Genomic DNA, 26,044 nt, shown 5'->3' on the forward strand with positions numbered 1-26,044 from the left:
GGGGGTGACGATCGCACCCGAGGGCCGGCGCATGCTGCGCATCGAGGCGCGCAACGCCGAGACGCCGATCGAGCGCAAGCCCGACTGGATCCGCACCAAGGCGCGCACCGGCCCGGAGTACACCGAGCTCAAGGGCCTGGTGAGGTCCGGCGGCCTGCACACGGTGTGCGAGGAGGCCGGCTGCCCCAACATCTACGAGTGCTGGGAGGACCGCGAGGCCACGTTCCTCATCGGCGGTTCCGAGTGCACGCGCCGCTGCGACTTCTGCCAGATCGACACGGGCAAGCCGTCGCCGCTGGACCGCGACGAGCCCCGCCGGGTGGCCGAGAGCATCCGCACGATGGGGCTGCGCTACGCGACCATCACCGGCGTCGCGCGCGACGACCTCGCCGACAGCGGCGCGTGGCTGTACGCCGAGACGATCCGGCAGACCCACGCCCGCAACGAGGGCACGGGCGTGGAGATCCTCGTCCCCGACTTCAACGGCCGGCCCGAGCTGCTGCAGCAGGTCTTCGACGCCGCCCCGGAGGTCTTCGCGCACAACGTCGAGACCGTCCCGCGGATCTTCAAGTCGATCCGGCCGGCGTTCCGGTACGAGCGGTCGCTGGACGTCATCACGCAGGGCCGCGACGCGGGCCTGGTGACGAAGTCGAACCTCATCCTGGGGATGGGCGAGACCGACGAGGAGGTCCTGGCCGCGCTGCAGGACCTGCACGACGCCGGCTGCGACATCATCACGATCACCCAGTACCTGCGCCCCACGTCGCGGCACCACCCGGTGGAGCGGTGGGTCAAGCCCGAGGCCTTCGTCGAGTTCAGCCGGGCCGCCGAGGAGATGGGCTTCGCGGGCGTCATGGCCGGCCCGCTGGTCCGCTCGTCCTACCGCGCGGGCCGGTTGTGGGCCGGGGCGATGAGGAAGCGCGGGGTCGCGATCCCCGAGCAGCTCGCGCACCTGGACAAGGAGTCCCCCGCGGCCCAGGAGGCCTCCAGCCTGCTCGCCCGTCGCTGAGCGTCCGCCCTGCGCGGGGCACGTATCCTTGCGCGCATGGCACGACGTGGATCCGACGCCGGACGCGGGGGCAGCACCGCCGCACCGAGACCCAAGAAGCAGCGGTGGGCGCGCACCCGTCAGCTGAAGCAGGTCTACGACATGACCGTGCGGGTGGACCCGTCGGCCAAGTGGGTCCTGCTGGCCGCCCTCGTCGGCCCGATCGTCGTCGGTCTGCTGATCGGCCTGCTCACGGGGCACCCGATCTACTTCACGATCCTCGGCCTGCTCGTCGGGATCCTGCTCGCCATGTTCCTGCTGGGCCGGCGCGCCGAGCGCGCCGCCTACGTGAACCTCGAGGGGCAGAAGGGCGCGGCCGGGGCCGCGCTGTCCTCCATCCGTCGCGGCTGGACGGTCGAGCAGGAACCGGTGGCCGCCGAGGCCCGCACCCAGGACATGGTCTTCCGCGCCGTCGGCCGCGGCGGCATCGTCCTCGTCGGTGACGGCCCGCCCAGCCGGGTGCGCAAGCTGCTGGAGACCGAGCGGCGCAAGGTCGCCCGCGTCGCCCCCAACGTCCCCGTGCACCTGTTCACCGTCGGCGACGGCGGCGCGGCCGACGAGGTGCCGCTGCGCAAGCTCGCCTCGCGCGTGCAGCGCCTGAAGCCGGAGCTGACGAAGCAGGAGGTCGGGGCCGTGCAGAAGAGGCTGCGCGCCCTGGGCGGCATCCGCCCGCCGGTGCCCAAGGGCATCGACCCGATGAGCGCCCGTCCCGACCGGCGCGCGATGCGCGGTCGCTGACCGCGGACCCGCAGAGCCCCCGTGACCACCCGGTCGCGGGGGCTCTGCGCGTCCGGGCGGGTGCGGCCCTACCGGCGCACGACGACGGTGCGCGACGCCCGGTCGTGCAGGCCGCGCCGGTCGCCGTCGTAGACGACGGCGGGGATGACGAGGGTCACCAGGACGGCGCGGGCCAGGCCGAGGGCGAACCCGACGGGCCGGCCGTCCAGGCGGCGCACGGCGGTCCCGGTGACGGCGTGCCCGATGGTCATGCCGATCGTGGAGACCAGCAGCAGGTGCATGAGGAGGAAGACCAGCAGCGGTCCCAGGTCGCGGCCGACGCCGCTGAGGGAGGCGCGGGCGACCAGGGAGGCCACGACCCAGTCCACGACCAGGCCCAGGAAGCGCCGGCCCCAGCCGGAGACCGAGCCGGGGCCCGAGGCGGGCAGGCCCAGCCGGGTGCCGGGCGCGGGCTCGGGGAAGGGGTCGTCGGGGGCGCTCGTCGTCCGGTCGGCCACGGGACCAGCGTACGTGCCCCGCGGCGAGTCGTCGGGGACCGCCCTGTCCAGCCCCCCGTGCCGTCGGTAAGGTTGCCGAAACGTCGGCGTAACGAGCGCGAAACATCGTGCCCCTACCGTCGGCGCGTCCGCGGCGGCTCGACAACCGAGCCGGATCCGTCTCTGGAGGTTGGATGTTCAGCAACGCCCAAGAGGTCGTCGACTTCATCGCCCGCGAAGACGTGAAGTTCGTCGACATCCGGTTCTGCGACCTGCCGGGGGTCATGCAGCACTTCACCGTCCCCGCGAGCACCGTGGACGTCGACGCGCTGTCCGAGGGCCAGATGTTCGACGGGTCCTCGATCCGCGGCTTCCAGGCCATCCACGAGTCGGACATGAAGCTCATCGCGGACCCGACGTCGGCCTTCATCGATCCTTTCCGCAAGGAGAAGACCCTCGTCATCAACCACTCGATCGTGGACCCGTTCACGGACGAGGCGTACAGCCGCGACCCGCGCAACATCGCGGCCAAGGCCGAGGCGTACCTGAAGACGACCGGCATCGCCGACACCGTCTTCTTCGGCCCCGAGGCCGAGTTCTACATCTTCGACGACGTGCGGTTCGAGACGAACCAGCGCGAGTCCTACTACCACATCGACTCCATCGAGGCCGCGTGGAACACCGGCCGCAAGGAGGAGGGTGGGAACCTCGGGTACAAGACGCGCTACAAGGGCGGGTACTTCCCCGTGGCCCCGATCGACCACTTCTCGGACCTGCGCGACGAGATGGTCGTGGAGCTGGAGAAGGCGGGCCTGCAGGTCGAGCGCGCGCACCACGAGGTGGGCACCGCCGGCCAGGCCGAGATCAACTACAAGTTCGACACCCTGAAGAACGCCGGCGACCAGCTGCTGCTCTTCAAGTACATCATCAAGAACGTGGCGCTGCGCAACGGTCACACCGTGACGTTCATGCCCAAGCCGCTGTTCGGCGACAACGGCTCCGGCATGCACTGCCACCAGTCGCTGTGGAAGGACGGCGAGCCGCTCTTCTACGACGAGAAGGGCTACGGCGGCCTGTCCGACCTGGCCCGCTGGTACATCGGCGGCCTGCTGCACCACGCGCCGTCGCTGCTGGCGTTCACGAACCCGACGGTGAACTCCTACCACCGCCTGGTCCCCGGTTTCGAGGCTCCCGTGAACCTCGTCTACTCGGCCCGCAACCGCTCGGCCTGCATCCGCATCCCGATCACGGGGAACTCCCCCAAGGCCAAGCGCATCGAGTTCCGCGTGCCGGACCCGTCGGCGAACCCGTACCTGGCGTTCGCGGCCCAGCTGATGGCGGGTCTGGACGGCATCAAGAACCGCATCGAGCCGGCCGACCCGGTCGACAAGGACCTCTACGAGCTCCCGCCCGAGGAGCACGCGAACATCAAGACGGTCCCGTACTCGCTGCCCGACGTGCTCGACGCGCTCGAGGCCGACCACGAGTACCTCCTCGAGGGCGGCGTGTTCACCCAGGACCTCATCGAGACCTGGATCGACTACAAGCGCACCAACGAGGTCGACCCGATCCGGCTGCGCCCGCACCCGCACGAGTTCGAGCTCTACTACGACATCTGATCCCCGGATCGCCGTCGCGGTGGGCCCGCCGTCGAACCCCCGTCCCCTCCTGGGGGCGGGGGTTCGCCCGTTCCCGCCCGGTGCCTGGATCACCTCCCCCGTCCGGAGTATCTTGAGCACCTCGCGGTGACAGGACGTCACCGGACGACGAACCCAAGGACGGGGGTGCCCCGCGTGCCGACGACCACCACCTGCTCGTCCTGCCGAGCAGGGATGCGGGAGGCCGACAGGTTCTGCTGGACCTGCGGGGAACCGCGGGAGGGCGTCCCGGACCGGCTGGAGGTCCTCACGTCGCCCGCCGCGGGCGCTGCGCACCGCGGGGACCGGCGGGCCCGCACGGTCATCGGCGCGTTCTCGGTGGTGCTCGTGGCGGCCGTCGGGGTGGCCGGGTGGTGGTTGCTGCGCCCCTCGGACACGGCGACCACGAGCGCGGCCCCCAGCGCCCCGGCCACGACGGCCGCTCCGGCCTCCGCGAGCGCCACCGCGAGCGCCGTGCCCGCGCAGGCGACGGCCCCGGCGACGACGCCCGCGCCGACGCCCACGGTCAGCTACGCCGCGGGTCCCGTCGTCCCGGCCGGCGTCCGGGTACCGGGCACCTCCCCCGACAGCGCCGACGCCGGGGGCCGCACGACGTCGTACGCGGCGGCGAACGTGCTCGACGGCAGGCCCTCGACGGCCTGGCGCACCGAGGGCGACGCGACGGGGTCGACGCTGACGTTCACGTTCGCGCGGACGGTCCGCCTCACCGAGGTGGGGCTGGTGAACGGTTTCGCCAAGGTCGACCCGTACGACGGCACGGACCGCTACCAGCAGGGCCGGCGCATCACGGCGGTGACGTGGACGTTCCTGACGCCGACCGGCCCCGTGCGGGTCCCCCAGCGGCTGACCGACGGCGACCGCCGGCTGCAGCGGCTGAACGTCGCCCCCGTCGAGGTGACCTCGGTGGAGCTGACCATCGACGCGGTCACCTCCCCCGGCGCCGGCGGGCGCTTCGACCGGACCGCCGTCAGCGACGTGGCCTTCGCGAACAGCTGACGAGCGGGAGAACGACCGCGGGGCGACGGGACCGGCCCCGCGCTCACCGCGGGCGCCGTGCCGCCGACTACAGCTGGATGCCCCGCGTCAGGGCCCCGTCCACGACGAGGTTCGTCCCGGTGACGAAACTGGCCGCGGGGCTGGCCAGGAACACCACCGGCCGCGCCACCTCCTCCGGGGTGGCCATCCGGCCCGTCGGGTTCAGCGCGAGGGCCTCGGCGAAGAACTCCGGGTCGTTGCGCTCGGTGAGCTGCCACACGCCGCCGTCGAAGTAGGTGTTCCCCGGCGAGACGGTGTTCGCCCGGATCCCCTCGGCCGCGAACTGGTGGGCCAGGCCCTGCGTGTAGGCGACCAGCGCCGCCTTGACGGTCCCGTACGGCCCGGCGAACGCGTCGACCTCGCGACCGGAGACGCTGCCGATCGTGACGATCGACCCGCCCCCGGCCCGCCGCAGGTGCGGCAGCGCCGCGTCGACGAGGGACACCGTGCCCAGCAGGTCCACGTCGAGGGACAACCGCCAGGACTCGACGTCGTTGGCGGCGGCGATGGCGCTGACGTTCGCGACGACCACGTCCAGGCCGCCGAGCTCGGCGGCGGTCTCGTCGACCCAGGCGAAGACGTCCTCGCGGCGGGAGACGTCGACGACCGCGCCGCGCAGGGTCCCCGGCCCGCCCGCCCGCTGCACGGCGGCCTCCACGTCGGCCGGCGTCCTCGCGCACATCGCGACGTCGGCCCCCTCGGCCAGGAACTCCGCGACGATCGCGGCGCCGATCCCGCGGGTGCCGCCCGTCACCAGGACGCGGGCGCCCTCCAGCTGCAGGTCCACGTCTGACTCCTCTCAGCGCACCAGCGCGCGCAACCGGTCGTGGACGCCGCCGTAGGCGGCGCGCTGCACGGGCAGCAGCCGTTTGGGGACCTTCGTCGCGACGCTGTAGTTCACGTCGACGGCGTTGGCGAGGGGGACCTCGCTGATCTGGGAGAGCACCTGGTAGGCGTCGAGGACGTCCAGCCCGGTCAGTTCCCGGATCCAGGCCACGGCGTCGACCTGCCCCGCGCGCCAGGCGTCCTCCAGCGGCCGGGAGGAGCCGACGACGGTCCAGTGCGTGTCGCTCTCCAGCCGGGGCCAGGCCGGGCCGGGCGTCTTGAGCAGGTCGACGAGGACCAGGGAGTTCACCGCCCCCTCCACGGCCGTCCCGCAGGACTCCCCCTCGCCCTGCCGGTAGTGCCCGTCGCCCAGGGAGAACAGGGCGCCCTCGACGTTGACGCGCAGGTACACCGTGGTGCCGGGTTTCAGCTCGGGGGTGTCCATGTTGCCGCCGAAGGTGTCGGGCACGAGGGAACTGCGCACCTCCCCCGCCGCCGGGGCGACCCCGACGGTCCCGAGCATGGGTTCGAGGGGCAGTTCCAGGGACAGCTCCCCCAGGTCCAGGCCCACGGTGCGGCGGGCGGAGTCCAGGTGGTAGATCCACGTCCGTTCCGGCAGCGGCGGCTGGAGGGTGGCGGTGCGGTCGGTGGAGGTCAGGCCGCCGAAGAAGGGGATGAGCGCGGAGGCGCCCCAGTCGCGCGCGGGTTCGAGGTCGACGACGTGCAGGACGAGGGTGTCGCCCGGTTCGGCGCCCTCGACGAAGAACGGGCCGGTCTGCGGGTTGACGAACGGCATCCGCAGCGCGGTGCCGGGCAGGTCGGTGACCGAGCGCAGGCGCCCGCAGAAGGCGTCGTCGCTCCACAGCTTCAGGGCCGTGCCCGGCCGGACGGTCGCGACGGGCGCGACGCCGCCGAAGGTCCAGGCGTACTGCTCGGGCGTCGGGGTGAACTCGACGACCTCGACACTGCCGTCCAGGGTGTGCACGGGTTCTCCCTCGTGATCGCGGTCTGCACCTTCTACCGCAGGGCGGTGGGCCGGGGGAAGACCCGGCCCCCCGTGAGCGGCCCGGGCGGGGCGACGTAGGTTGGGCCCAGTCGAACCCGCGGGAAGGTGGAAACGGTGAGCCGAACGGTGGACACGCACGGCCAGCCCCTGAAGCTGGGGTACAAGGCGTCGGCGGAGCAGTTCACGCCCGGGGCCCTGGCCGACTTCGCCGTCCAGGCCGAGGAGCAGGGCCTGGACTCGGTGTGGATCTCCGACCACTTCCAGCCCTGGCGCCACGTCGACGGGCACGCCCCCTCGGCCCTGACCTGGCTGCCGTGGGTGGCGGCCAAGACCTCCCGGGTGCAGCTGGGCACCAGCGTCCTGACCCCCACCCTGCGCTACAACCCCGCCGTCATCGCCCAGGCCTTCGCCACCCTCGGGGTCCTGGCCCCGGGCCGGGCGATCCTGGGCGTGGGCACCGGCGAGGCCCTCAACGAGCACGCCGTCGGCGTCGACTTCCCCGAGGTCAAGGAACGCTTCGCCCGGCTGCGCGAGGCGGTGCGGCTCATCAAGCAGCTGTGGGCCGGGGAGCGGGTCACCTTCGAGGGCGACTACTACCGGCTGCACGACGCGACCGTCTACGACCGGCCCGAGGTCCCCGTCCCGATCTACGTCGCCGGGGGCGGGCCGGGGGTCACCAAGTACGCCGGCCGGGCCGGGGACGGGTACATCTGCACCTCCGGCAAGGGCATGGACCTGTACTCCGACACCCTGCTGCCGGCGTTGCGGGAGGGGCTGGAGGCCTCGGGGCGCACCGAGGACCAGATCGACCGGACCATCGAGATCAAGCTGTCCTTCGACGAGGACCCCGCGAAGGCGCTGGAGAACACGCGGTTCTGGGCGCCGCTGTCGCTGACCGCGGAGCAGAAGTCGCAGGTCCACGACCCCGTGGAGATGGCGCGGCTGGCCGACGAGCTGCCCATCGAGCAGGTCGCCAAGCGCTGGATCGTCTCCAGCGACCCGGCGGAGGTCGCGGCGAAGGTGCAGGAGTACGTCGACGCCGGGTTCACCCACCTGGTCTTCCACGCCCCCGGTCACGACCAGTCGCGGTTCCTGAGCCAGTTCACCGCCGACGTCGTGCCGCTGCTGCGGCCCTGACCCCGGCACCCCCACCCCACCCCACCCCCACCCCCACCCCCACCCCCCACCCGCGCCCGTACCGCTCGAAGCACGGTTCGGGCCCTCCCGCGCCGTCGGGGAGGGCCCGAACCGTGCTCGGAGCGGGGGGGGGTGGCGCGGTCAGCTCCCCGTGCGGCCGTAGAAGACGCGCTCGACGACGGCCCGGCAGCGACGGGTGGTGCGCAGGTACAGCTCCTCGAACTCGCGGGAGCTGCCCGGTTCGAAGCCGAACATGCGCGCCACCCCGTCCAGGTCCCGGGCCTGGGTGGGCAGGGAGTCACCGGTCTTGCCGCGCCACAGCGCGACGGCGTTGCGCGCGCGGGAGGCCAGGTCCCAGGCCGTCAGGAGGGTCTCGGCGTCCTCGGCGGCGACCAGGCCGGCCGCCGACGCGGCCCGCAGCGCCCCGGGCGTCGACAGCGACCGCAACCCCTCGTGCTCGGCGGCGTGCTGCAGCTGCAGCAGCTGCGCGGTCCACTCGACGTCGGAGATCGCCCCCCGGCCCAGCTTGAGGTGGCGGGCCGGGTCCGCCCCGCGCGGCAGCCGCTCGGCCTCCACGCGCGCCTTGATGCGCCGCACCTCGCGGACGTCGGCGTCGGACAGGCCCCCCGCGGGCCAGCGCAGCGGGTCGACGAGGGCGAGGAAGCGCTCGCCGAGGTCGGCGTCACCGGCCACGGGCCGGGCCCGCAGCAGCGCCTGCGCCTCCCAGGACAGCGACCAGCGCTGGTAGTACGCGCGGTAGCTGTCCAGGGACCGCACGAGCGGGCCGTTGCGGCCCTCGGGCCGCAGGTCGGCGTCCACCTCCAGGGCCGGTTCGGGGCCGGCGGCCGCCAGCTGCCGGCGCAGCTCGGCCACGACCTCGGTGGCCGCCCTCTGGGCGGCCGTCTCGTCGGCACCCGGCAGCGGGTCGTGGACGAACAGCACGTCCGCGTCGCTGCCGTACCCGGTCTCCCCCGCCCCCAGCCGGCCCATGCCCACCACGAGCAGCCGGGTCGGCAGCGGGCCGCCCCGGCGGCGCTCCAGGTCGGCCACGGTGCGGCGCAGCGTGACGTCGAGGACCGCCTGGTCGGCGTCGGCGAGCGCCCGCCCGACCCCGGCGAGGTCCCGCACGCCCACGAGGTCGGCCACGACGGTGCGGAACTGCTCGCGCCGGCGCACCCCGCGCGCGGCCAGGACGGCCGCGCCCAGCTCCTCGCGGCGACCGGCGGCGGCCTCGGCGTCGGCGAGGACCTCCCCGACGTCCTCGGGGGCCAGGCGGTCGTCGTCGGCGAAGACGGAGACGGCCTCGGGTGAGCGCAGGAGCAGCTCGGTGGGCATGCGCGCCGCGGACAGCACGTAGGCCAGGCGCTCGGCGGCGGCGCCGGCGTCGCGCAGCATCGTCAGGAACCACTGGGTGCCGGCGAGCGCCTCGGAGACGCGGCGGAACGCCAGCAGGCCGGCGTCGGGGTCGGCGCCGTCGGCGAACCAGGCGAGCATGACGGGCAGCAGCGTGCGCTGGATGCTCGCGCGCCGGCTGACGCCGCCGGTGAGGGCCTCCAGGTGGCGCAGGGCCCCGGCGGGGTCGCGGTAGCCGAGGGCGGCCAGGCGCTCGCGGGCGGCCTCGGCCGACAGCTGGGCGTCGATGCGGGCGTCGGCGGCGGGCAGCTTGGCCACGGCCGTCAGCAGCGGCCGGTAGAACAGCTTCTCGTGCAGGCGCCGCACGTCGCGGCGGGTGCCGCGCCAGACGTCCTCGAGCCCCTGGACGGGGTCCGGGCGCAGCCCCAGCGAGCGCCCGAGGCGGCGCAGGTCGGCCTCGGCCGTGGGCAGGACGTGGGTGCGGCGCAGCCGGTGCACCTGGATGCGGTGCTCCAGGGAGCGCAGCAACCGGTAGTCGCGGTCGAGCTCACCGGCGTCGCTGCGCCCGACGTACCCGTAGGCCGCGAGCGCCTCGAGGGCTTCGAGGGTGTTGGCGCTGCGGCGCAGCCGCTCGTCGCTGCGGCCGTGGACCATCTGCAGCAGCTGGATGCTGAACTCGACGTCGCGCAGGCCGCCGGCGCCGAGCTTGAGCTGGCGGTCGGCCTCCTTGGAGGGGATGAGGGACTCCACGCGGCGGCGCATGGCCTGGACCTCCCCGACGAAGCCCTCGCGCTCGCTGGCGCTCCAGACCAGGGGGGCGATGGCGGTCAGGTACTCCCAGCCGAGGGCGAGGTCGCCGGCGACGGGCCGGGCCTTGAGCAGGGCCTGGAACTCCCACGTCTTGGCCCACCGGCGGTAGTACCCCAGGTGGCTGGCCAGGGTGCGCACGAGGGGGCCGGCCTTGCCCTCCGGGCGCAGGGCCGCGTCGACCTCCCACAGCGCCCCCTCCCCGGTGGGGGCCGAGCAGATGCGCTGCAGCGCGGCGGCGAGCTTGGCGCCGACGGCGAGGGCGTCGTCCTCGGCGGCGCCGGGGGCGGGTTCGGCGACGTAGACGACGTCGACGTCGGAGAGGTAGTTCAGCTCCCGACCGCCGGTCTTGCCCATGCCCAGCACGGCGAGCCGGCAGGCGCGCCACGAACCGGGACCGGTGGCCGGGTCGTGGCCGGGCAGCTCGGACCGGGCGATCGCCAGGGCGGCGTCCAGGGCCGCGGCGGCGAGGTCGGCGAGCTCGGCGGAGGTCAGGTGCAGGACGGCCAGGGGGTCGGGGCTGGCGAGGTCGCGGCCGGCGAGGCCCACGAGGCGGCGGCGGTAGGCCACCCGCAGCGCGTCGACCGGGTCCGGTCCGCTCCCCGTCCCGCCCCCGGCGACGGGCACGGGGTCGGTGGGGTCGGCCCCCACGGCGGTGAGCAGCTCGGTGCGCAGCTCGCCGGGGTCCGGCGGGGTCGCCGAGGCCAGGACCGTCCACTGCCGGGGGTGGCGCACGAGGTGGTCGGTCAGGGCCAGCGAGCCGCCGAGGACGCCCAGCAGCCGGGCCGGGGTGCCCCCGGCCGGGCCGTCCCCGCCGCGCACCAGGCCCAGGGCGGCGGCGACGCACTCGTCGGGGGGGTCGGCGGGGCCCCGGCCGGCGGTGAGCGCCTCGACCCAGCGGACCAGGCCCAGCAGGGCCTGGTCGGGGTCGGCGGTGCGGCCCAGGGCGCGGACGAGGTCGCCCGCGCCGTCGGTGAGCTCCTGGTCGCCCTCGACGTGCACGACGTCGGCCAGGACGGGGTCGCGCAGCAGGCGCAGGGCCCGGTCGGGGTCGGCGAACCCCGCCCGGACCAGTTGCGCGGCGGCGGAGGAGCGTCGGCCCTGGGTGCTCACGAGGGGACGCTCACAGCAGGGGCAGGTACCGCTGCAGCTCGAACGGCGTCACCTGGGAGCGGTAGTCGGCCCACTCCTGGCGCTTGTTGCGCAGGAAGTAGTCGAAGACGCCCTCGCCGAGGGTCTCGGCGACCAGCTCGGAGCGCTCCATGACCGAGATGGCGTGCTCCAGGCTCTGCGGCAGCGGTTCGATGCCCATGGAGCGGCGCTCGGCGTCGGTGAGGGACCAGACGTCGTCCTCGGCGCCGTCGGGCAGCTCGTAGCCCTCCTCGATGCCCTTCAGGCCCGCGCTCAGCAGCAGCGCGAACGCCAGGTAGGGGTTGGCGGCGGAGTCCAGGGCCCGGTACTCCACGCGGACCGACTGCCCCTTGGAGGGTTTGTACATCGGGACGCGCACGAGGGCGGAGCGGTTGTTGTGGCCCCAGCAGATGTAGCTGGGGGCCTCCCCGCCGGCCCACAACCGCTTGTAGGAGTTGACGAACTGGTTCGTCACGGCGGTGATCTCGGCGGCGTGCCGCAGGACGCCGGCGATGAACCGCCGGCCGGTGCGGGACAGCTGGTACTCCGCGCCCGCCTCGTAGAAGGCGTTGGCGTCGCCGTCGAACAGCGACAGGTGGGTGTGCATGCCCGAACCCGGTTCGCCCGCCAGCGGTTTGGGCATGAAGCTGGCGTACACGCCCTGGTCGCGGGCGACCTCCTTGAGGACCGTCCGGAACGTCATGATGTTGTCCGCGGTCGTCAGCGCGTCGGCGTACCGCAGGTCGATCTCGTTCTGGCCCGGGCCGCCCTCGTGGTGGCTGAACTCCACCGAGATGCCCATGCTCTCCAGCGTCGAGATGGCCGTGCGGCGGAAGTCGGTGGTGGTGCTGCCGGGGTGGTTGTCGAAGTAGCCGACGTAGTCCACCGGCTCGGGCGTCGCCCCGCGCTCCAGCGGCCCCTTGAAGAGGTAGAACTCGATCTCGGGGTGCGTGTAGAACGTGTAGCCCGCCTGGGCGGCCTTGTCGAGGGCGCGCTTGAGGACGAAGCGCGGGTCCGAGCGCGCCGGCTGCCCGTCCGGGGTGAGGATGTCGCAGAAGATGCGGGCGGTGCCCTGGTGCTCGTCGGTGGTGCGCCACGGCAGCACCTGGAAGGTGGACGGCTCGGGCTGCAGCAGCATGTCCGACTCCGAGACGCGGCTCAGGCCCTCGATGGCCGACCCGTCGAAGCCGATGCCCTCGCCGAAGGCGCCCTCGAGCTCGGCCGGGGCGATCGCCACCGACTTCAGCGTCCCGATGACGTCGGTGAACCAGAGCCGGACGAAGCGGATGTCCCGCTCCTCCAGCGTCCGCAGCACGAACTCCTGCTGGCGGTCCATGGCACCCTTCCCGTCGCGTCCGATCACCGGGCCGTCGGTGCTCCCGCTGGCCCCCGTAGGTCAACGGGGTCATCATCGCGCACGGGCGCGCCCGGTCGCCCCGCACCCCGGCTGACCCGCCCCCACCGGCTCACTAGGCTGCCCCCATGCCCCAGCTGCGCGTGGCCATGGCCCAGATCGACACGACCGTCGGCGACCTCGACGGCAACGTCGCGGCCGTCCGGGAGTGGACGGCCCGCGCCGCGCGCGACGGCGCGCACCTGGTGCTGTTCCCCGAGACCGCCGTGACGGGCTACCCCGTGGAGGACCTGGCCCTGCGCCCCTCCTTCGTGGCGGCCTCGCGGCGGGCCGTGGGGCGGCTGGCGGCCGAGATCGCCGACGACGGCCACGGCGACGTGGCGGTGGTCGTCGGGTACGTCGACCACCACGAGGGCCGGGGCCGGCCGCAGAACTGCGCGGCCGTCCTGCACGGCGGGCGCGTGGTGGGCCGGTACGCCAAGCACCACCTGCCGAACTACGGCGTCTTCGACGAGTACCGCATCTTCACCCCCGGCGACGACCTGCTCGTGGCGCGCGTGCGCGGGGTCGACGTGGCCGTGGCGATCTGCGAGGACCTGTGGCAGGACGGCGGGCCGGTGCAGATGGCCGACGACGCCGGCGCCGGGCTGCTGGCCGTCCTCAACGGCTCCCCGTACGAGCGCAACAAGGACGACGTGCGCCTGGAGCTGGTCGCGCGGCGCGCGGCCGAGGCGGGCTGCCCCATCGCCTACGTCAACGCCGTCGGCGGCCAGGACGAGCTGGTCTTCGACGGGGACTCCCTCGTGGTGGCCGCCGACGGCACCGTCCTGGCCCGCGGGCCGCAGTTCCGCGAGTCCCTGGTCGTCACCGACCTCGACCTGCCCGCGGCGGTCACGACCCCTGGCTGGGAGGAGCGCATCGCGCGCGTCACGGTCAGCGAGGAGCCCGTGCCGGCCTACGAGCCCCGGGCCTCGGAGGTCCTCGAACCGCTGCCGGACGTCGCCGACGTCCACGCCGCCATCGTCCTGGGCCTGCGGGACTACGTGCGCAAGAACGGTTTCCGGTCCGTCATCGTCGCCGTCTCGGGCGGCATCGACTCCGCTCTGGTGGCGAGCCTGGCCTGCGACGCGATCGGCGCGGAGAACGTCGTCGGCATCTCGCTGCCCTCGGGGTACTCCAGCCAGCACTCCCGGGACGACGCGCGGGAACTGGCCGAGCGCTGCGGCTTCGAGTACCGGCAGTACGCGATCGCGCCGATGGTCGAGGCGTTCCTGGCCACGGTCCCGCTGCAGGGCGTCGCCGAGGAGAACCTGCAGGCCCGGGTGCGCGGGACGACGATCATGGGCCTGGCCAACCAGGAGGGCCACCTCACGCTGGCCACCAGCAACAAGAGCGAGCTGGCCGTGGGGTACTCGACGCTGTACGGCGACTCCGTCGGCGGGTACGCGCCGCTGAAGGACGTCCCCAAGACGCTGGTGTGGGAGCTGTCGCGCTGGCGCAACGCCGAGGCGGCCGCGCGCGGGGAGAAGCCGCCGATCCCGGAGAACACCATCACCAAGCCGCCGTCGGCCGAGCTGCGCCCGGGCCAGACCGACCAGGACTCCCTGCCGCCGTACGACGTCCTGGACGCGGTCCTGGAGGACTACGTCGAGGGCGACAAGGGCCGCGCGGACATGCTCGCCGCGGGTTTCGACGGGGCGCTCGTGGACTCGATCGTCACCCTGGTGGACCGCGCCGAGTGGAAGCGCCGCCAGTTCGCCCCGGGCCCGAAGATCTCCCTGAAGGCGTTCGGGCGCGACCGCCGGCTGCCCATCACCAACCGCTGGCGCGAGCCGCAGGCGCCTGCCTCCCTCACGCCGCCGGTGGACGTCAAGACCGACGGCACCGTGGCGGGGGGCTGAGGTGGCCTACGCCGCGGAGACGCCCGCGCCGCGCCGGCGCACGCGCGTGCACCACCTGCAGCAGTGGAAGGACGCGGGCGAGAAGTGGGCCATGCTCACCAGCTACGACGCCCTGACGGCCGCGGTGTTCGACGAGGCCGGCATCCCCGCGCTGCTCGTGGGCGACTCGGCGGCGAACACGGTGTTCGGGATGCCCAGCACCCTGCCGGTGACGCTGGAGCACCTGCTGCCGCTGGTGCGGGCCGTGGTGGCCGGGGCGCCGCACGCCCTCGTCGTGGCCGACCTGCCCTTCGGGTCCTACGAGGCCTCCGACGTGCAGGCCGTGCAGTCCGCCGTCCGCCTCATGAAGGAGGGCGGGGCGCACGCGGTGAAGCTGGAGGGCGGGGTGCGGACCGCCTCGCGGGTGCGCGCGGTCGTCGCGGCGGGGATCCCCGTGATGGGGCACGTCGGGTTCACGCCGCAGGCCGAGCACGCCCTGGGCGGCTACCGGGTGCAGGGCCGGGGGGAGGCGGGCGGGCAGGTGCTGGCCGACGCCCGCGCCGTCGCCGAGGCGGGGGCCTTCTCCGTCGTCCTGGAGATGGTCCCGGCCGAGGTGGCCGAGCAGGTCACCCGGACCCTGGCCGTGCCGACCGTCGGCATCGGGGCGGGGGCCGGCTGCGACGCGCAGGTCCTCGTCTGGCAGGACTTCGCGGGCCTGAGCGGGCGGACGGCGACGTTCGTCCGCAAGTTCGCCGACGTCCGCGCGGTGCTGTCCGAGGCGGCCCGCGAGTACGCCGCCGAGGTGCGCGGGGGGTCCTTCCCGGGGCCCGAGCACTCCTTCTGACCGAGCGGTCCTAGCGCAGGGACAGCGCCAGGGCCCCGGCCCGCACCTCGTCCAGCGCCCGGCGCAGCGCGCCGAGCACGACGACGTCGCGGCCCAGGGTCGAGGTGAGGACCAGCGGCCGGGGCGGGGCGAGGAACCGGGGCAGCGCGGCGTTGACGCGGTCGGCGAGGCCGGGTGCCGCGGCGACCCCGCCGGCGACGACGACGCGCTCGGGGTCGACGAGGCTGGCCACGGTCGCCACGACGCGGGCCAGCCGTTCAGCGGCGGCCTCCAGCACCGACCCGGCGAGCTCCTCCCCCGCCGCGGCCGCGGCGACGACGTCCTCGGCGGCCCCCGTGCCGCCGGCGCGGGCGACGAGGTCGCGCAGCACCTTCCCCAGCCCGTCGGCCGAGCCGACGCCGTCGACGAGGTGGAGGAACCGCATCTCCCCCACGCCCCCGTGGGCCCCGCGCAGCAGCCGGCCGTCGACGACGACCCCGGCGCCGAGGCGTTCACCGGCCAGCAGCGTCACGTGGTCGCGCACGCCCCGGCCGCTGCCGCGCCACCCCTCGGCCAGCGCGGCGAGGTTGGCGTCGTTGTCGGTCAGCACCGGCCACCCGTGCCGGGCGGTCAGCCCGGCGGCGAGGTCGGCGTCGACGAAGGCCCAGTAGGGGTTGCCGGCGGACCCGGTGCGCCCGGAGGGGTCGACGGGTGCGGGGACCCCGACCGCGACGGACAGCACCCGGGGGTCCCCGGCGTCGGCCAGGGCGCGCCCGACGGTCGCCGCGACGGCCTCGAAGCGGTCGGCGACGGGCGTGCGGGTGGGGTCGTGGGCCACCTGCAGCGCGGTGTCGGCCAGGGCGCGCCCGCGCAGGTCCGCCACGCGGACCGCGATCCGGTGCTCGCCGGCGTCGACGCCCACGACGACCCCGGCCCGGGCCTCGAAGCCGTAGCGCCGGGCGGGCCGGCCCTTGGTGTAGGTGCCGGTGGCCCGCTCGTCGGGCAGTTCCCGCAGCCAGCCGCGGGTGATGAGCTCGTCGCACACGTCGTGCACGGTGGCGCGGGACAGCCCGGTCGCGGCGATGAGGTCGGTGCCGGTCACGCCCGGTTCGGGACCGTCCGCGGTCGCGGGCAGGTCCCACACGTGGTGGAGCACGGCGAGCGCGTTGTCGTCGCGCAACCGCCGGGTCACCGAAACCGTCGTCGCCACCCCTTGACCCTCCTCGTGCCGCTTGGGCACACTTTAGACAGGCCTTAGATTTAAGGCCAAAACCAACAAAACGATCATCGGAGCCCCGCCGTGGAACAGCCCACGAAGGACTGGTGGCGTCAAGCCGTCGTCTACCAGGTCTACCCGCGCAGCTTCGCCGACTCCAACGGCGACGGCACCGGCGACCTGCCGGGCATCACCTCCCGCGTCCCCCACCTGACCCGCCTCGGCGTCGACGCCGTCTGGCTCTCCCCCTTCTACCCCTCGGCCCTGGCCGACGGCGGGTACGACGTCGACGACCACCGCGACGTCGACCCGCGGATCGGGACCCTCGAGCAGTTCGACGAGCTCGTCGCCACCCTGCACGCCGCGGGGCTGAAGCTCGTCGTCGACATCGTCCCCAACCACTCCTCCGACCGGCACCCGTGGTTCCGCGCCGCGCTGGCCGCCGGGCCCGGCTCCCCCGAGCGCGAGCGGTACGTGTTCCGCCGCGGCCGCGGCGACGACGGCGAACTGCCCCCCAGCGACTGGACCGCGGCCTTCGGCGGCCCGGCGTGGGAACCGGTCGGCGACGGCGAGTGGTACCTGCACCTGTTCACCCCCGAGCAGCCGGACTGGAACTGGGCGCACCCCGACGTGCGCGAGGACCACCTGGAGACCCTGCGGTTCTGGGCCGACCGCGGCGTCGACGGTTTCCGCATCGACGTGGCGCACGCGCTGACCAAGGACCTCACCGAACCGCTGCCGACCCAGGCCGAGCTCGCCACGCTGCTCGACGGCTCCCACCCGCTGTTCGACCGCGACGAGGTCCACGACGTGTACGTCGAGTGGCGCAAGCTGTTCGACCAGTACGACCCGCCCCGCACGGCCGTCGCCGAGGCCTGGGTGCCGGCCCACCGCCGCGCCCGCTACGCCTCCCCCGACGGGCTGGGGCAGGCGTTCAACTTCGACCTGCTCCGGGCCGACTTCGACGCCGAGGCGTTCCGCCGCACCGTCACCGAGAACCTGGAGTTCGCCGCCGACGCCGGCAGCTCCTCCACCTGGGTGCTGTCCAACCACGACGTCGTGCGGCACGCCAGCCGGTACGCCCTGCCCGCCGGGGCCGACCAGAACGCCTGGCTGCTCTCCGACGGCCGGTACCCCCGGCCCGACGTCGAGGGCGGCCTGCGCCGGGCCCGTGCCGCGACGGCGTTCATCCTGGCCCTGCCCGGCAGCACGTACCTCTACCAGGGCGAGGAGCTCGGGCTGGCCGAGGTCGCCGACCTCCCGGCCGCCGCCCTGCAGGACCCGACGTGGCTGCGCTCGCAGGGGACGGAGAAGGGCCGCGACGGCTGCCGCGTCCCGCTGCCGTGGACCGCCGCCGGCCCCTCCCACGGGTTCGGCCCCGGCGGCTCGCACCTGCCGCAGCCGGCCTGGTTCGCCGACGTGGCCGTCGACCGGCAGGACGGCGTCGAGGGCTCGACGCTGGAGTTCTACCGGCAGGCGCTGGCCGCGCGCCGCCGCCTGCGGACCACCGAGGACCTGACGTGGATCCCCTCCGGCGCCGACGTGGTCGCGTTCTCCCGCCCCGGCGGCTGGACGGTCCTGACGAACTTCGGCCCCGACCCCGTGGCCGTGCCCGCCGGTGAGCTCGTGCTCAGCAGCGGGCCGCTGGCCGGCGGTCTGGTCCCGCAGGACACGACGGTCTGGGTGCGGGCCTAGGGCCCTCGGCCCGCACCGCCGCGCAGGCGGCGGTGCGGGTACCGTCGCCCGGTGAGTTCCCCCGGACGCGACTGGGTGCACCGCGCGGTGCGCATCGTGGAGGCCGACGCCAACCGCAGCGCCGACACCCACCTGCGGGTGTTCGACCTGCCCCCGGACTGGGGCGTGCAGCTGTACCTCAAGGACGAGTCGGTGCACCCGACGGGCTCGCTCAAGCACCGGCTCGCCCGGTCCCTGTTCCTGTTCGGCCTGAGCAACGGCGACATCACCCCGGGCACGACGCTGGTGGAGGCCTCCAGCGGGTCCACCGCGGTCTCGGAGGCGTACTTCGCGCGGTTGCTCGGCCTGGAGTTCGTGGCGGTCGTCCCGGCGCAGACCTCGGCGGCCAAGCTCGACCTCATCACCCGCCAGGGCGGGCGCCTGCACCTCGTCGCCGACCCCGGCGAGGTGTACGCCGCGGCGGAGGCGCTGGGGGCGCAGGACGGCTGGTTCTACCTCGACCAGTTCGCGAACGCCTCGACCGTGACCGACTGGCGCGGGAACAACAACATCGCCTGCTCGATCTTCGAGCAGCTCGCCCTCGAACCCCACCCCGAACCGGAGTGGATCGTCGTGGGCGCCGGGACGGGCGGGACGAGCGCCACCATCGGACGGTACTGCCGGTACTCCCGGCGGCCCACGCGGCTGGCCGTCGCCGACCCCGAGGGGTCGGTTTTCGAGGAGGCGTGGCGGACCGGCTCGCGCGCCGTGACGGGCCCGGGCTCGCGCGTCGAGGGCATCGGCCGGCCCCGCGTCGAACCGTCGTTCGTGCCCACGGTCATCGACGAGGTCTTCACCGTCCCGGACGCCGAGTCCGTCGCCGCGATGCGGATCCTGTTCGAGCGCACCGGGATCCGCGCGGGAGCCTCGACGGGGACCAACCTGTCGGTGGCGCTGCGCCTGGTCGACCGCATGCGGCGCGAGGGCCGGCCGGGGTCCGTCGTGACGCTGATCTGCGACGACGGGAACCGCTACCTGGACACCTACTACGCCGACGACTGGGTCCGCGCCAGGGGCATCGACGTGGACGCGGGCCGGGCCGCGGTGGAACCCTTCTTCCCGTGACCTCCCCCGCCGAGCACCCCGAACACCCCGGCCCCGCGAAGCCCGTGCACCGCACCGAGCTGGAACTGCCCGACGGCCGCGCGCTGGGGATCCACGACACCGGCGGCACGGGCGACGTCGTGCTGTGGCACGGCGGCACCCCCAACACGGGGGAACCCCCGCTGCCGTGGCGGGAGACCGACGCCCGCTGGATCGGCGTGGACCGCCCCGGATACGGCCGGTCCTCCCGCGTGCCCGGCCGCCGCATCGCCGACGTCGCGGCGGACGTGCGGGCCGTCCTGGACCACCTCGGTGTCGCGACGTGCCGCACGGTCGGGCACTCCGGCGGCGGCGCCCACGCCCTGGCCTGCGCCGCGCTGCTGCCCGACCGCGTGACGTCCGCGCTGTCGATCTCGGGCCTGGCCCCCTTCACCGGGGCCGACTGGTTCGAGGGCATGGGCCCGCACTCGCGCGCCTCGCTGGGCCGGGCCACCGCGGGCCGCAGGGCGAAGGAGCAGTTCGAGGCGGCGGGCGGGTCCGGTGGCGTCGACTTCACCGACGAGGACCGGGAGACGCTGGACGGCCCGTGGGGCTGGTTCGGGACGGTCGTGGCCGAGGCGGGCGGGGCCGGTTCCGGCGGGCTCGTCGACGACGACGTCGCGCACGTCTCGCCCTGGGGTTTCGACCCCGCCTCGATCACCGTGCCGGTGACGCTCGTGCACGGCGAGGCCGACCGGGTGGTCCCCGTCGCCCACGCCCGCCGCCTCGCCGAGCTGATCCCCGGCGCCGACCTCGTCACCATCCCCGGCGCCGGGCACCTGTCGGTGCTCGTGGAGATCTCCCGCTGAGGCGCCCGCCGGCCCTCAGCCGGTGGCGGCCAGCAGCCAGCGGGCGATCTCCTCACCGGCCGCGGCCCCCGCGGCGCCGGTGAGCTCCACGCGCGGGTGCTCCCACCCGGTCCGCAGCAGCTCACCGTGCCGGGGGCGGCGGGCGGCGCGCGCGGCCAGCAGCAGGTCGACGTCCAGCAGCGAGTCACCGGCCGCCACGAAACCGTCGGCCCCGTGACGGCGCACGACCTCCGCGACCGCCGCCGACTTCGTCAGCGACCGCGGCACCGCGTACAGCTTGCGCCCCTGCAGGGACACCGCGTACCCCCACGGGTCCAGCCGAGCGGTCAGGTCCCCCAGCCGCGGCCCCTCCAGCGCCTCGCGCTGCCCCTCGCGCAGCACGACGTACCCGAACAACCCCGGGACCTCCCGCACCGACGGCTCCTCCGAGCCCGGCACGACGGCCACCAGCTCCCGGGCCAGCCGGGTCAGCGCGTCCAGCACGTCCGGCAGCGGCGCGCAGGCCGCGAGCCGCTCGCGCACGGCCGCGTCCCAGCCGGGGTCGGGGACCCCGTCACGCAGGACGACCCCGCCGTTGGCGCACACCGCGTCCCGCGGCGGTCCCTGCGGCCAGCGGATCCGGGAGTACTGCTCCACCGTGCGCGTCGTCACCGGGACGAAGCCGCCGGAGGCGACGAGGTCGGCCAGCACCGACCACGCCCCCGGCGTCACCCAGGAGATCGTCGCGTCGCGGTAGTCCTCCACGGGCACGAGACCCGCCACGTCGGCCTGCGCGGAGCGGGCGGAGAACACCAGCGTCTGGTCCAGGTCGCTCGCCGCGAGCAGCGCCATCAGACGGCCCTGCCGTCCGCGCCGGTCGCCCCGCGCGTGAACCGCGGGTGGATCAGCCCGATCGCCGAGTACGACAACCCCGGCACCTCCTCGACGACGACCCCGCGCTGGTCGGCGAGCAGCCGCACGTGGGCCAGGTCGTCGGGGTGGGCCAGTTCGGCCTCGGGCCGGACCAGGACCCGCCAGGGCACCCGGCGCAGCAGGACGCGCGTGGTCTCCCCCACCCCGGGTTTGACGAGGTTCACGTCCCCGATGCCGTAGTGCTCGCTGACGCGCTCGACCTCGGACCAGCCCGTGAACACCGCCGCCCGGTCCCCGGCCCGCACCGCCTCGACGGCCGCGGGGACCTCGGTGGCCACGTCGTCGAAGCACGCCGTGACGGCGTCCAGGAAGCGGTTCGACAGGTCCGCGCCGGCCAGCTCGGCGTAGAACTTCGCGCCGTGGAACTGCCCCGGGCCGGTGAGGCGGTCGTTGAGGACCGTGCGCGAGACCAGCCCCGAGACGGTGGAGTTCAGGCACGCCGAGGGGATGAGGTAGTCCTCGCGGGTGCCGAACGTCCGCACGCAGCGGCCCGGGTCGGCCAGCACGGCCAGGTCGTCGCTGAACCCGCCGAAGCGCTCCAGCGCCGCGGACAGCTCCCGCACGATGGCGCCCTTGCCCGTCCAGCCGTCGACGAACACGACCTTCGCGGGGTCGTGGTGGGCCGCGACCCACCGCAGCGCCACCTCGTCGATCCCGCGGCCGCGCACGATGGAGACGGCGACGTGCGGCCAGTGCAGCCCCTCGCGGACCGCCCAGCGCCGCAGCAGGATCCCCACGGGGGTGCCGGCCCGCGCGAGGGAGGCCAGCAGCAGGTCCTCCCCGCGGTCGGCGCGCAGCAGCCCGGCCACGACACCCACGCCCAGCGCGACCCGGCGGGCGCCGCGGGCCAGGGCGTCGTGGAACAGCCGCTGGTACTCGGGGCTGGGCTGGTACTCCACCGGCAGCGACTCGGCGTAGTGGGCGCCGCCGCTCTGGACGGCCTCCTCGCGCTCCTCGGCGGGGGCCTCCAGGTCGGCGCCGGACAGGTCGGTCAGCAGCCAGCTCACCTCGTCGGGGGCGTAGGACCCGAACCGCGGTCCCGACAGGGCTGGGGGCAGGTTCACGCGGGGTCTCTCCAGGGGTCGGCGGGCAGCGTGGCGAGCAGGAGGCGGGCGGTGTGCGGGGCCAGGGCGGCCAGCACCCCGTCGGGGGCGTGCAGCGCCGCGGGGTCGGAGGCCGAGTCGACGACGAGCACGACGGCGTCCCACGGGACCGCGCGCGCGACGTTGTGGGCGTACCGGGTCCCCGGGCCGTCCTGGGCGGGGTCGTGGGAGCCGAAGGCGACGGAGCTGCGCACCGCGTACCCGGGGTCGTCCACGGCCAGCACGGGTGAGCGCGTGGTGGAGGAGAACCGGACCGTCGCGCCGGAGCGCTCGGCCAGCTGGACCGCGAGGGCCAGCGGCGCGTGCAGCAGCTCCTCCGAGCCCAGCACGAGGACCTGCGCCCCCGCGGGCAGCTGCGGCAGCAGGTGCCGGGCGAGGTCGGCCGCGGCGACGGCCTCCCCGTGCCCGGGGGCGGTGCCGAAGCGGGCCGTCGTCGGCACCGCGGCGGGCCAGTCCACCCGCACGGGCTCGACCGCGGCCCCCGGCAGCGACCGCGGGACGACGGGCTCGACGAGGGCGGTGAGCTCGGCCCCGCGGGCCAGGACGTCCGCGGGCAGGTCCACCGCGCCGCGCACGAGGGCGACGACGTCGACCCGGGTGCCGAGTTCGCGGGCCAGGTCCTGCAGCCGGTGCCGGTCCTCCCGCGAGCGCAGGTCGACCAGCCCGGCCACGACGTAGCGGCGGTGCGGGGCGAGGGCGTGCACGGCGCGGAGGGTGTTCGCCACCGTCCGGCCCGTGGACAGCTCGTCGTCGACGAGGACGACGGGCGCGGCCGGGTCGGCCAGCGCCGCCCGGACGGCCGGGTCGGCCGGCAGGAGGCGGTGGCCGGTGGCGTGGGAGTGCTCCTCCTCGAACCCCGCCCAGTCCACGGCCCCGGGCACCTCGCGCCGGGTGGAGTGCAGGCCGGCGCAGCCGAGGGCGTCGGCGACGGTCTGGCCCAGGCCGGTGGCGGTCTCGGCGTACCCCAGGACCACGGCGTCGGGCCGGGCCGGGCCGCGCCGGGCCCCGGCCAGGACCGCGCCCGCGGCCACCGGGTCCCCCGCCAGCGCGGCGCGCCAGGTGGCGGTGCCGGCGCCGGGGACGTCGGCGACGCCGAGGGCGTCGGCGACCCGGGCCCCCAGCCGCAGGCCGGCGGCGCGCACCAGCCGCGGGTCGGTGGGGACGTGCTTGCCGAGCACCCGGCTGACGAGCAGGTGCGCGCGGCGGGGGTTGCGGCGCAGCGCCAGGCCCAGCAGGTCCTCGACGGTGAGCCCGTCGACACCCGGTTCCCCGCTGACGCGGACCCCGAGCCGGTCGGCGACCCACGTGCGGGTCCCCGCGGGCAGGTGCAGGTCGGTCACGGCGCGTCCCCCGGGCCCACCGCGCCGGCGCCGGCCCGGTAGGCCCGCCACGCCTCGTCCTGGGCCTGCAGCAGGTGGGCGTAGGACACGTCGTCGCGGGCGACGCCGAAGGCCCGGGCGCGCAGCACGACCCGCTCGGCCCAGGCGCGGTGCGGGCCGGCCTCGTTCATCTTGTTCCGGTACGAGGAGGCCATCGCCCCGCCGCCGTGCTGGGCCAGGACGTCGGAGGCGTCGCAGAAGTCCTCGTGGGTCACGACCGACGTGGCGTGCACGACCGCGACGTGCGAGGGGTGGATGACGGTCTTGCCCTGCAGCCCGTTGACGCGGTCCAGGACGAGCTCGCGCACCAGGCCGTCGAGGTCGTCGGCGATGAGCTGCTCGCGCAGCTCCTCGGCACCCTCGGCGAACGGGGAGGCGGCCAGGCTGGTCCGGAAGACCCGCTCCCCGGAGCTGAAGTGCTCGTAGACCGGCGCCGTGATGGGGTAGCCGCTGCCGTCGGCGCGGCCCAGGACGTTGATGACGTCGCCCAGGACGTCGGCGACGACGCGCACGTCCCACACGGTCTGCCCGCGCGGGCGGCGCAGCCCGTAGGCGGCGGACAGGTCGGTGGCGCCGGTCCGCACGGCCAGCACGAGGTCGCGGTGGGCGTCGAGGACGTCGCGGACGGCGAACAGGGCGCTGTGCCGGGTGTCGAGGTGGGCCACGTCGCGGCTCTCCAGCACCGGCATCGCCCACAGCCGGCGGCCGGCGCGCGCGGAGGCCTTGCGGACGGCCTCGAGCCACTCGTCCGGCGTGGGCTGCCCCTGACCGCCGAACTTGGGCAGCACGAAGCCCTGCAGGCACCGCAGCCCGACCCCGGCCCGGTCGACGACGTCGAGCAGCTGCTCGGGGGTGCGGGTGCGCAGGAACAGCAGCAGCGGCGCCCCCCCGGACCACTCCGGGGTCCGGGCCAGCCCGGCCAGCTCGCGCACGAGGATCTCCTCGGCCTCGGCGACCCGGTGGTCGGGGACGGAGTCCTCCAGGCAGGCCACGACCGACAGCACCCCGCGGCGGGCGAGCTTGAGCAGGTCCCCGGCGAGGCGCTCGCGGGTCGCGGGGCAGTACAGGGTGGCGCCCAGGGCGACGGCGAGCTCGTCGCGGCCGGCGGTGACGTCGACGGGCTGCGGGCGGTGCAGGAAGAGCCGCTCCGTCTGCTCCTCGTCGAGGGTGGCGAAGTGCCGCACGGACGTGTCTACAGGTGCTGCGCGACGGCGTCGCGCAGGTCGCGGAGGTGGCGGCCGTTCGCGGGCGCGCCGATGGCGGTGACGGCCCAGCCGGAGCCCTCTCGGGTGAGCTTGGCCATGATCTGCGCGGTGTGCGGCCCGGAGTCGGACAGCTCGTAGCGGGCGAGCTCGACCTGCTGCGGCTGCGCGGCGTCCACGACCCGGCAGACGGCGTTGCGGACCTGGGAGAAGTCCTGGCCGGTGAAGCTGGAGACGGTGAAGACGAGGGTGGCGACGTTCGCGGGGACGGCGGGCAGGTCGACGAAGATCACCTCGTCGTCGCCCTCGCCCTCCCCGGTGAGGTTGTCGCCGGAGTGCGTGACCGAGCCGTCCTTGCTGCGCAGCTGCTGGAACCACACCTCGTCGACGAGCTTCCCGCGCGCGTCGAAGAGCAGGCAGCTGGCGTCGAGGTCGATGTCGACGCTCCGCTTGCGGAACAGGCCCTTGGCCACGGCGTCCCAGCCCAGGCCCATGAAGACGCGGGTGAGCTCGCCGCCGCCGGTCTTGCTCAGCGACAGCTTCTGGCCCTTGGTCAGGCTGACGGCCACGTGCGTCCCCTCTCGTCGGGGTTGTCGGGTTCGGTGGGGTCCGGTCGGGGTCGGTCGGGGTCGGTCGGGGTGGTTCAGGACGGGCGGGGGACGGTGCCCCCGGCGTTCCAGTCGAGGTCGTCGAAACCGTAGGCCAGGGCCACCTCGCGCACCGGACCTTCGAAGAACTCGGCCTCGCGGCGCACGACGAGGTCGCCGCCCACGTCGTGGATCGAGGCCAGCGCGCACGTGCGGGCCCCCGGGGGCGGGTCCCCGGCCCACAGCTGGACGGTGCCGCCACCGCGCCGGCCGATGGTCAGCTGCGGGGCGAGCTGCGCGAACTCGGGGGGCTGGGGCCCCACCGCGTAGGCGTAGAGGACCAGGCGGCGCATGAGGTGCAGGTGGGCGGCGTCGGCGAGGACCTCCTCGCCGGCCTGCTCGCTGCGCGCGCCCAGGCGCAGCACCTGCCGGGCGCCGAAACCGGGGGCGGCGAGCAGGTCCCCCAGCGACTGCACCGCCCCCGCGTGCCGGTCCCGGGTCTCCCACAGGCACCCCAGGTGGACGTCGGAGGAGCGGTGCAGCCCCGAGCGGGTCACGAGCTGCTCCCACGTGAGGGTGAACCGCAACGTCCCGCCGCGGCGCTCGGCGGCGGGGATCGTCAGGCTCGGGCGGTCCTCGTCGAGCACGACGCGGCGCTCGCTGTCCCGCGCCCGCCCCACGACGGCCTCGGGGGGCGGGGCGGGGACCCGCACCGCCGGGACCGGAGCCGGAGCGGGCCGGGGTGCGG

At 75.0% G+C, this 26,044-nt stretch carries 20 protein-coding genes and 1 pseudogene; 10 read left to right on the forward strand and 11 right to left on the reverse strand.

The features are described 5' to 3' along the window. The first annotated feature begins 4 nt into the window (after window positions 1-4). Both lipA and BJ968_RS03325 read left to right on the forward strand, forming a co-directional pair. The gene (lipA, locus tag BJ968_RS03320; protein ID WP_179749195.1) at window positions 5-1,009 is read left to right on the forward strand and encodes a lipoyl synthase; all 1,005 of its coding nucleotides are present in this window, start codon (window positions 5-7) and stop codon (window positions 1,007-1,009) included. A 36-nt stretch (window positions 1,010-1,045) separates the two neighbouring features. Further along, entirely contained in the window at window positions 1,046-1,786 is a 741-nt protein-coding gene (locus BJ968_RS03325) for a DUF4191 domain-containing protein (protein ID WP_179749197.1), read from the forward strand. Between the two features lie 68 nt (window positions 1,787-1,854). On the opposite strand, the gene BJ968_RS26285 is transcribed toward BJ968_RS03325, so the two are convergent. Beyond that, a complete protein-coding gene (locus BJ968_RS26285; protein WP_179749199.1) occupies window positions 1,855-2,283 on the reverse strand; it encodes an RDD family protein in 429 nt (142 codons plus the stop codon). Between the two features lie 173 nt (window positions 2,284-2,456). Between BJ968_RS26285 and glnA the strand changes: the two genes are divergently transcribed. After that, on the forward strand, window positions 2,457-3,881 hold the full coding sequence (gene glnA, locus BJ968_RS03335) for a type I glutamate--ammonia ligase (protein ID WP_179749201.1): 1,425 nt from the start codon (window positions 2,457-2,459) through the stop codon (window positions 3,879-3,881). Window positions 3,882-4,055: 174 nt separating this feature from the next. After that, window positions 4,056-4,916 (forward strand): discoidin domain-containing protein, encoded by an 861-nt coding sequence (locus tag BJ968_RS03340; RefSeq protein ID WP_179749203.1) that lies wholly within the window; start codon window positions 4,056-4,058, stop codon window positions 4,914-4,916. A 67-nt stretch (window positions 4,917-4,983) separates the two neighbouring features. Here the strand turns inward: BJ968_RS03340 and BJ968_RS03345 are convergent, their stop codons facing one another. Next, complete coding sequence (locus tag BJ968_RS03345) at window positions 4,984-5,742, reverse strand: SDR family oxidoreductase (RefSeq protein ID WP_179749205.1); 759 nt, start codon at window positions 5,740-5,742, stop codon at window positions 4,984-4,986. 12 nt (window positions 5,743-5,754) lie between these two features. Next, the gene (locus BJ968_RS03350) at window positions 5,755-6,765 is read right to left on the reverse strand and encodes an acetamidase/formamidase family protein (RefSeq protein ID WP_218884739.1); all 1,011 of its coding nucleotides are present in this window, start codon (window positions 6,763-6,765) and stop codon (window positions 5,755-5,757) included. A 135-nt stretch (window positions 6,766-6,900) separates the two neighbouring features. On the opposite strand from BJ968_RS03350, the gene fgd reads away from it, so the two are divergent. Further along, window positions 6,901-7,923, forward strand: coding sequence for a glucose-6-phosphate dehydrogenase (coenzyme-F420) (gene fgd / locus BJ968_RS03355; protein ID WP_343077785.1), 1,023 nt, complete (start codon window positions 6,901-6,903; stop codon window positions 7,921-7,923). Window positions 7,924-8,064: 141 nt separating this feature from the next. Here fgd and BJ968_RS03360 read toward each other — a convergent pair whose 3' ends face one another. Both BJ968_RS03360 and BJ968_RS03365 read right to left on the reverse strand, forming a co-directional pair. Continuing rightward, window positions 8,065-11,196, reverse strand: coding sequence for a bifunctional [glutamine synthetase] adenylyltransferase/[glutamine synthetase]-adenylyl-L-tyrosine phosphorylase (locus BJ968_RS03360; RefSeq protein WP_179749208.1), 3,132 nt, complete (start codon window positions 11,194-11,196; stop codon window positions 8,065-8,067). Between the two features lie 10 nt (window positions 11,197-11,206). Beyond that, window positions 11,207-12,550 (reverse strand): glutamine synthetase family protein, encoded by a 1,344-nt coding sequence (locus BJ968_RS03365; protein WP_179749210.1) that lies wholly within the window; start codon window positions 12,548-12,550, stop codon window positions 11,207-11,209. Between the two features lie 146 nt (window positions 12,551-12,696). Here BJ968_RS03365 and BJ968_RS03370 point away from each other — a divergent pair, with 146 nt between their 5' ends. Together BJ968_RS03370 and panB are read left to right on the forward strand one after the other, a co-directional pair. Next, window positions 12,697-14,469 carry an NAD+ synthase gene (locus tag BJ968_RS03370; RefSeq protein ID WP_179749212.1) on the forward strand — a complete coding sequence of 591 codons (1,773 nt, stop codon included), beginning with the start codon at window positions 12,697-12,699 and terminating at the stop codon, window positions 14,467-14,469. A gap of 1 nt (window position 14,470) precedes the next feature. Then, window positions 14,471-15,292: a 3-methyl-2-oxobutanoate hydroxymethyltransferase gene (gene panB, locus BJ968_RS03375; protein ID WP_179749214.1), complete on the forward strand. Its 822-nt coding sequence runs from the start codon at window positions 14,471-14,473 to the stop codon at window positions 15,290-15,292. A 10-nt stretch (window positions 15,293-15,302) separates the two neighbouring features. Here panB and BJ968_RS03380 read toward each other — a convergent pair whose 3' ends face one another. Continuing rightward, a complete protein-coding gene (locus tag BJ968_RS03380) occupies window positions 15,303-16,481 on the reverse strand; it encodes an ROK family protein (RefSeq protein WP_179749216.1) in 1,179 nt (392 codons plus the stop codon). Window positions 16,482-16,571: 90 nt separating this feature from the next. Here BJ968_RS03380 and BJ968_RS03385 point away from each other — a divergent pair, with 90 nt between their 5' ends. The 3 genes from BJ968_RS03385 to BJ968_RS03395 are packed head-to-tail and all read left to right on the forward strand — an operon-like array spanning window position 16,572 to window position 20,113. After that, window positions 16,572-18,182, forward strand: a complete 1,611-nt coding sequence (locus tag BJ968_RS03385; protein WP_179749218.1) for an alpha-amylase family glycosyl hydrolase — start codon at window positions 16,572-16,574, stop codon at window positions 18,180-18,182. Window positions 18,183-18,233: 51 nt separating this feature from the next. After that, window positions 18,234-19,286, forward strand: coding sequence for a pyridoxal-phosphate dependent enzyme (locus BJ968_RS03390; protein WP_179749221.1), 1,053 nt, complete (start codon window positions 18,234-18,236; stop codon window positions 19,284-19,286). Then, window positions 19,283-20,113: an alpha/beta fold hydrolase gene (locus BJ968_RS03395; protein ID WP_343077786.1), complete on the forward strand. Its 831-nt coding sequence runs from the start codon at window positions 19,283-19,285 to the stop codon at window positions 20,111-20,113. Before BJ968_RS03390 ends, BJ968_RS03395 begins: the two co-directional genes overlap by 4 nt. A 15-nt stretch (window positions 20,114-20,128) precedes the next feature. Here BJ968_RS03395 and BJ968_RS03400 read toward each other — a convergent pair whose 3' ends face one another. From BJ968_RS03400 to BJ968_RS03420, 5 genes and pseudogenes are all read right to left on the reverse strand, one after another. Beyond that, a complete protein-coding gene (locus tag BJ968_RS03400) occupies window positions 20,129-20,944 on the reverse strand; it encodes an HAD family hydrolase (protein ID WP_179749223.1) in 816 nt (271 codons plus the stop codon). Then, window positions 20,944-23,468: pseudogene (locus BJ968_RS26290) on the reverse strand (phosphoribosyltransferase). Before BJ968_RS26290 ends, BJ968_RS03400 begins: the two are co-directional and overlap by 1 nt. Then, a complete protein-coding gene (locus BJ968_RS03410) occupies window positions 23,465-24,691 on the reverse strand; it encodes an HpcH/HpaI aldolase/citrate lyase family protein (RefSeq protein WP_179749225.1) in 1,227 nt (408 codons plus the stop codon). Before BJ968_RS03410 ends, BJ968_RS26290 begins: the two are co-directional and overlap by 4 nt. A gap of 8 nt (window positions 24,692-24,699) precedes the next feature. Further along, a complete protein-coding gene (locus BJ968_RS03415; protein WP_179749227.1) occupies window positions 24,700-25,278 on the reverse strand; it encodes a TerD family protein in 579 nt (192 codons plus the stop codon). A gap of 74 nt (window positions 25,279-25,352) precedes the next feature. After that, entirely contained in the window at window positions 25,353-26,009 is a 657-nt protein-coding gene (locus BJ968_RS03420; protein WP_179749229.1) for a hypothetical protein, read from the reverse strand. Window positions 26,010-26,044 lie beyond the last annotated feature (35 nt).

The organism is Kineococcus aurantiacus (genome assembly GCF_013409345.1).
GTDB lineage: Bacteria > Actinomycetota > Actinomycetes > Actinomycetales > Kineococcaceae > Kineococcus > Kineococcus aurantiacus.

What these genes read in the sequence shown, in the direction of transcription:
- BJ968_RS03370 (WP_179749212.1), top strand. Translation starts at nt 12,697, where the DNA reads ATGCCCCAGCTGCGCGTGGCCATGGCCCAGATCGACACGACCGTCGGC.
- BJ968_RS03400 (WP_179749223.1), bottom strand. Translation starts at nt 20,944, where the DNA reads ATGGCGCTGCTCGCGGCGAGCGACCTGGACCAGACGCTGGTGTTCTCC.
- glnA (WP_179749201.1), top strand. Translation starts at nt 2,457, where the DNA reads ATGTTCAGCAACGCCCAAGAGGTCGTCGACTTCATCGCCCGCGAAGAC.
- BJ968_RS03365 (WP_179749210.1), bottom strand. Translation starts at nt 12,550, where the DNA reads ATGGACCGCCAGCAGGAGTTCGTGCTGCGGACGCTGGAGGAGCGGGAC.
- BJ968_RS03325 (WP_179749197.1), top strand. Translation starts at nt 1,046, where the DNA reads ATGGCACGACGTGGATCCGACGCCGGACGCGGGGGCAGCACCGCCGCA.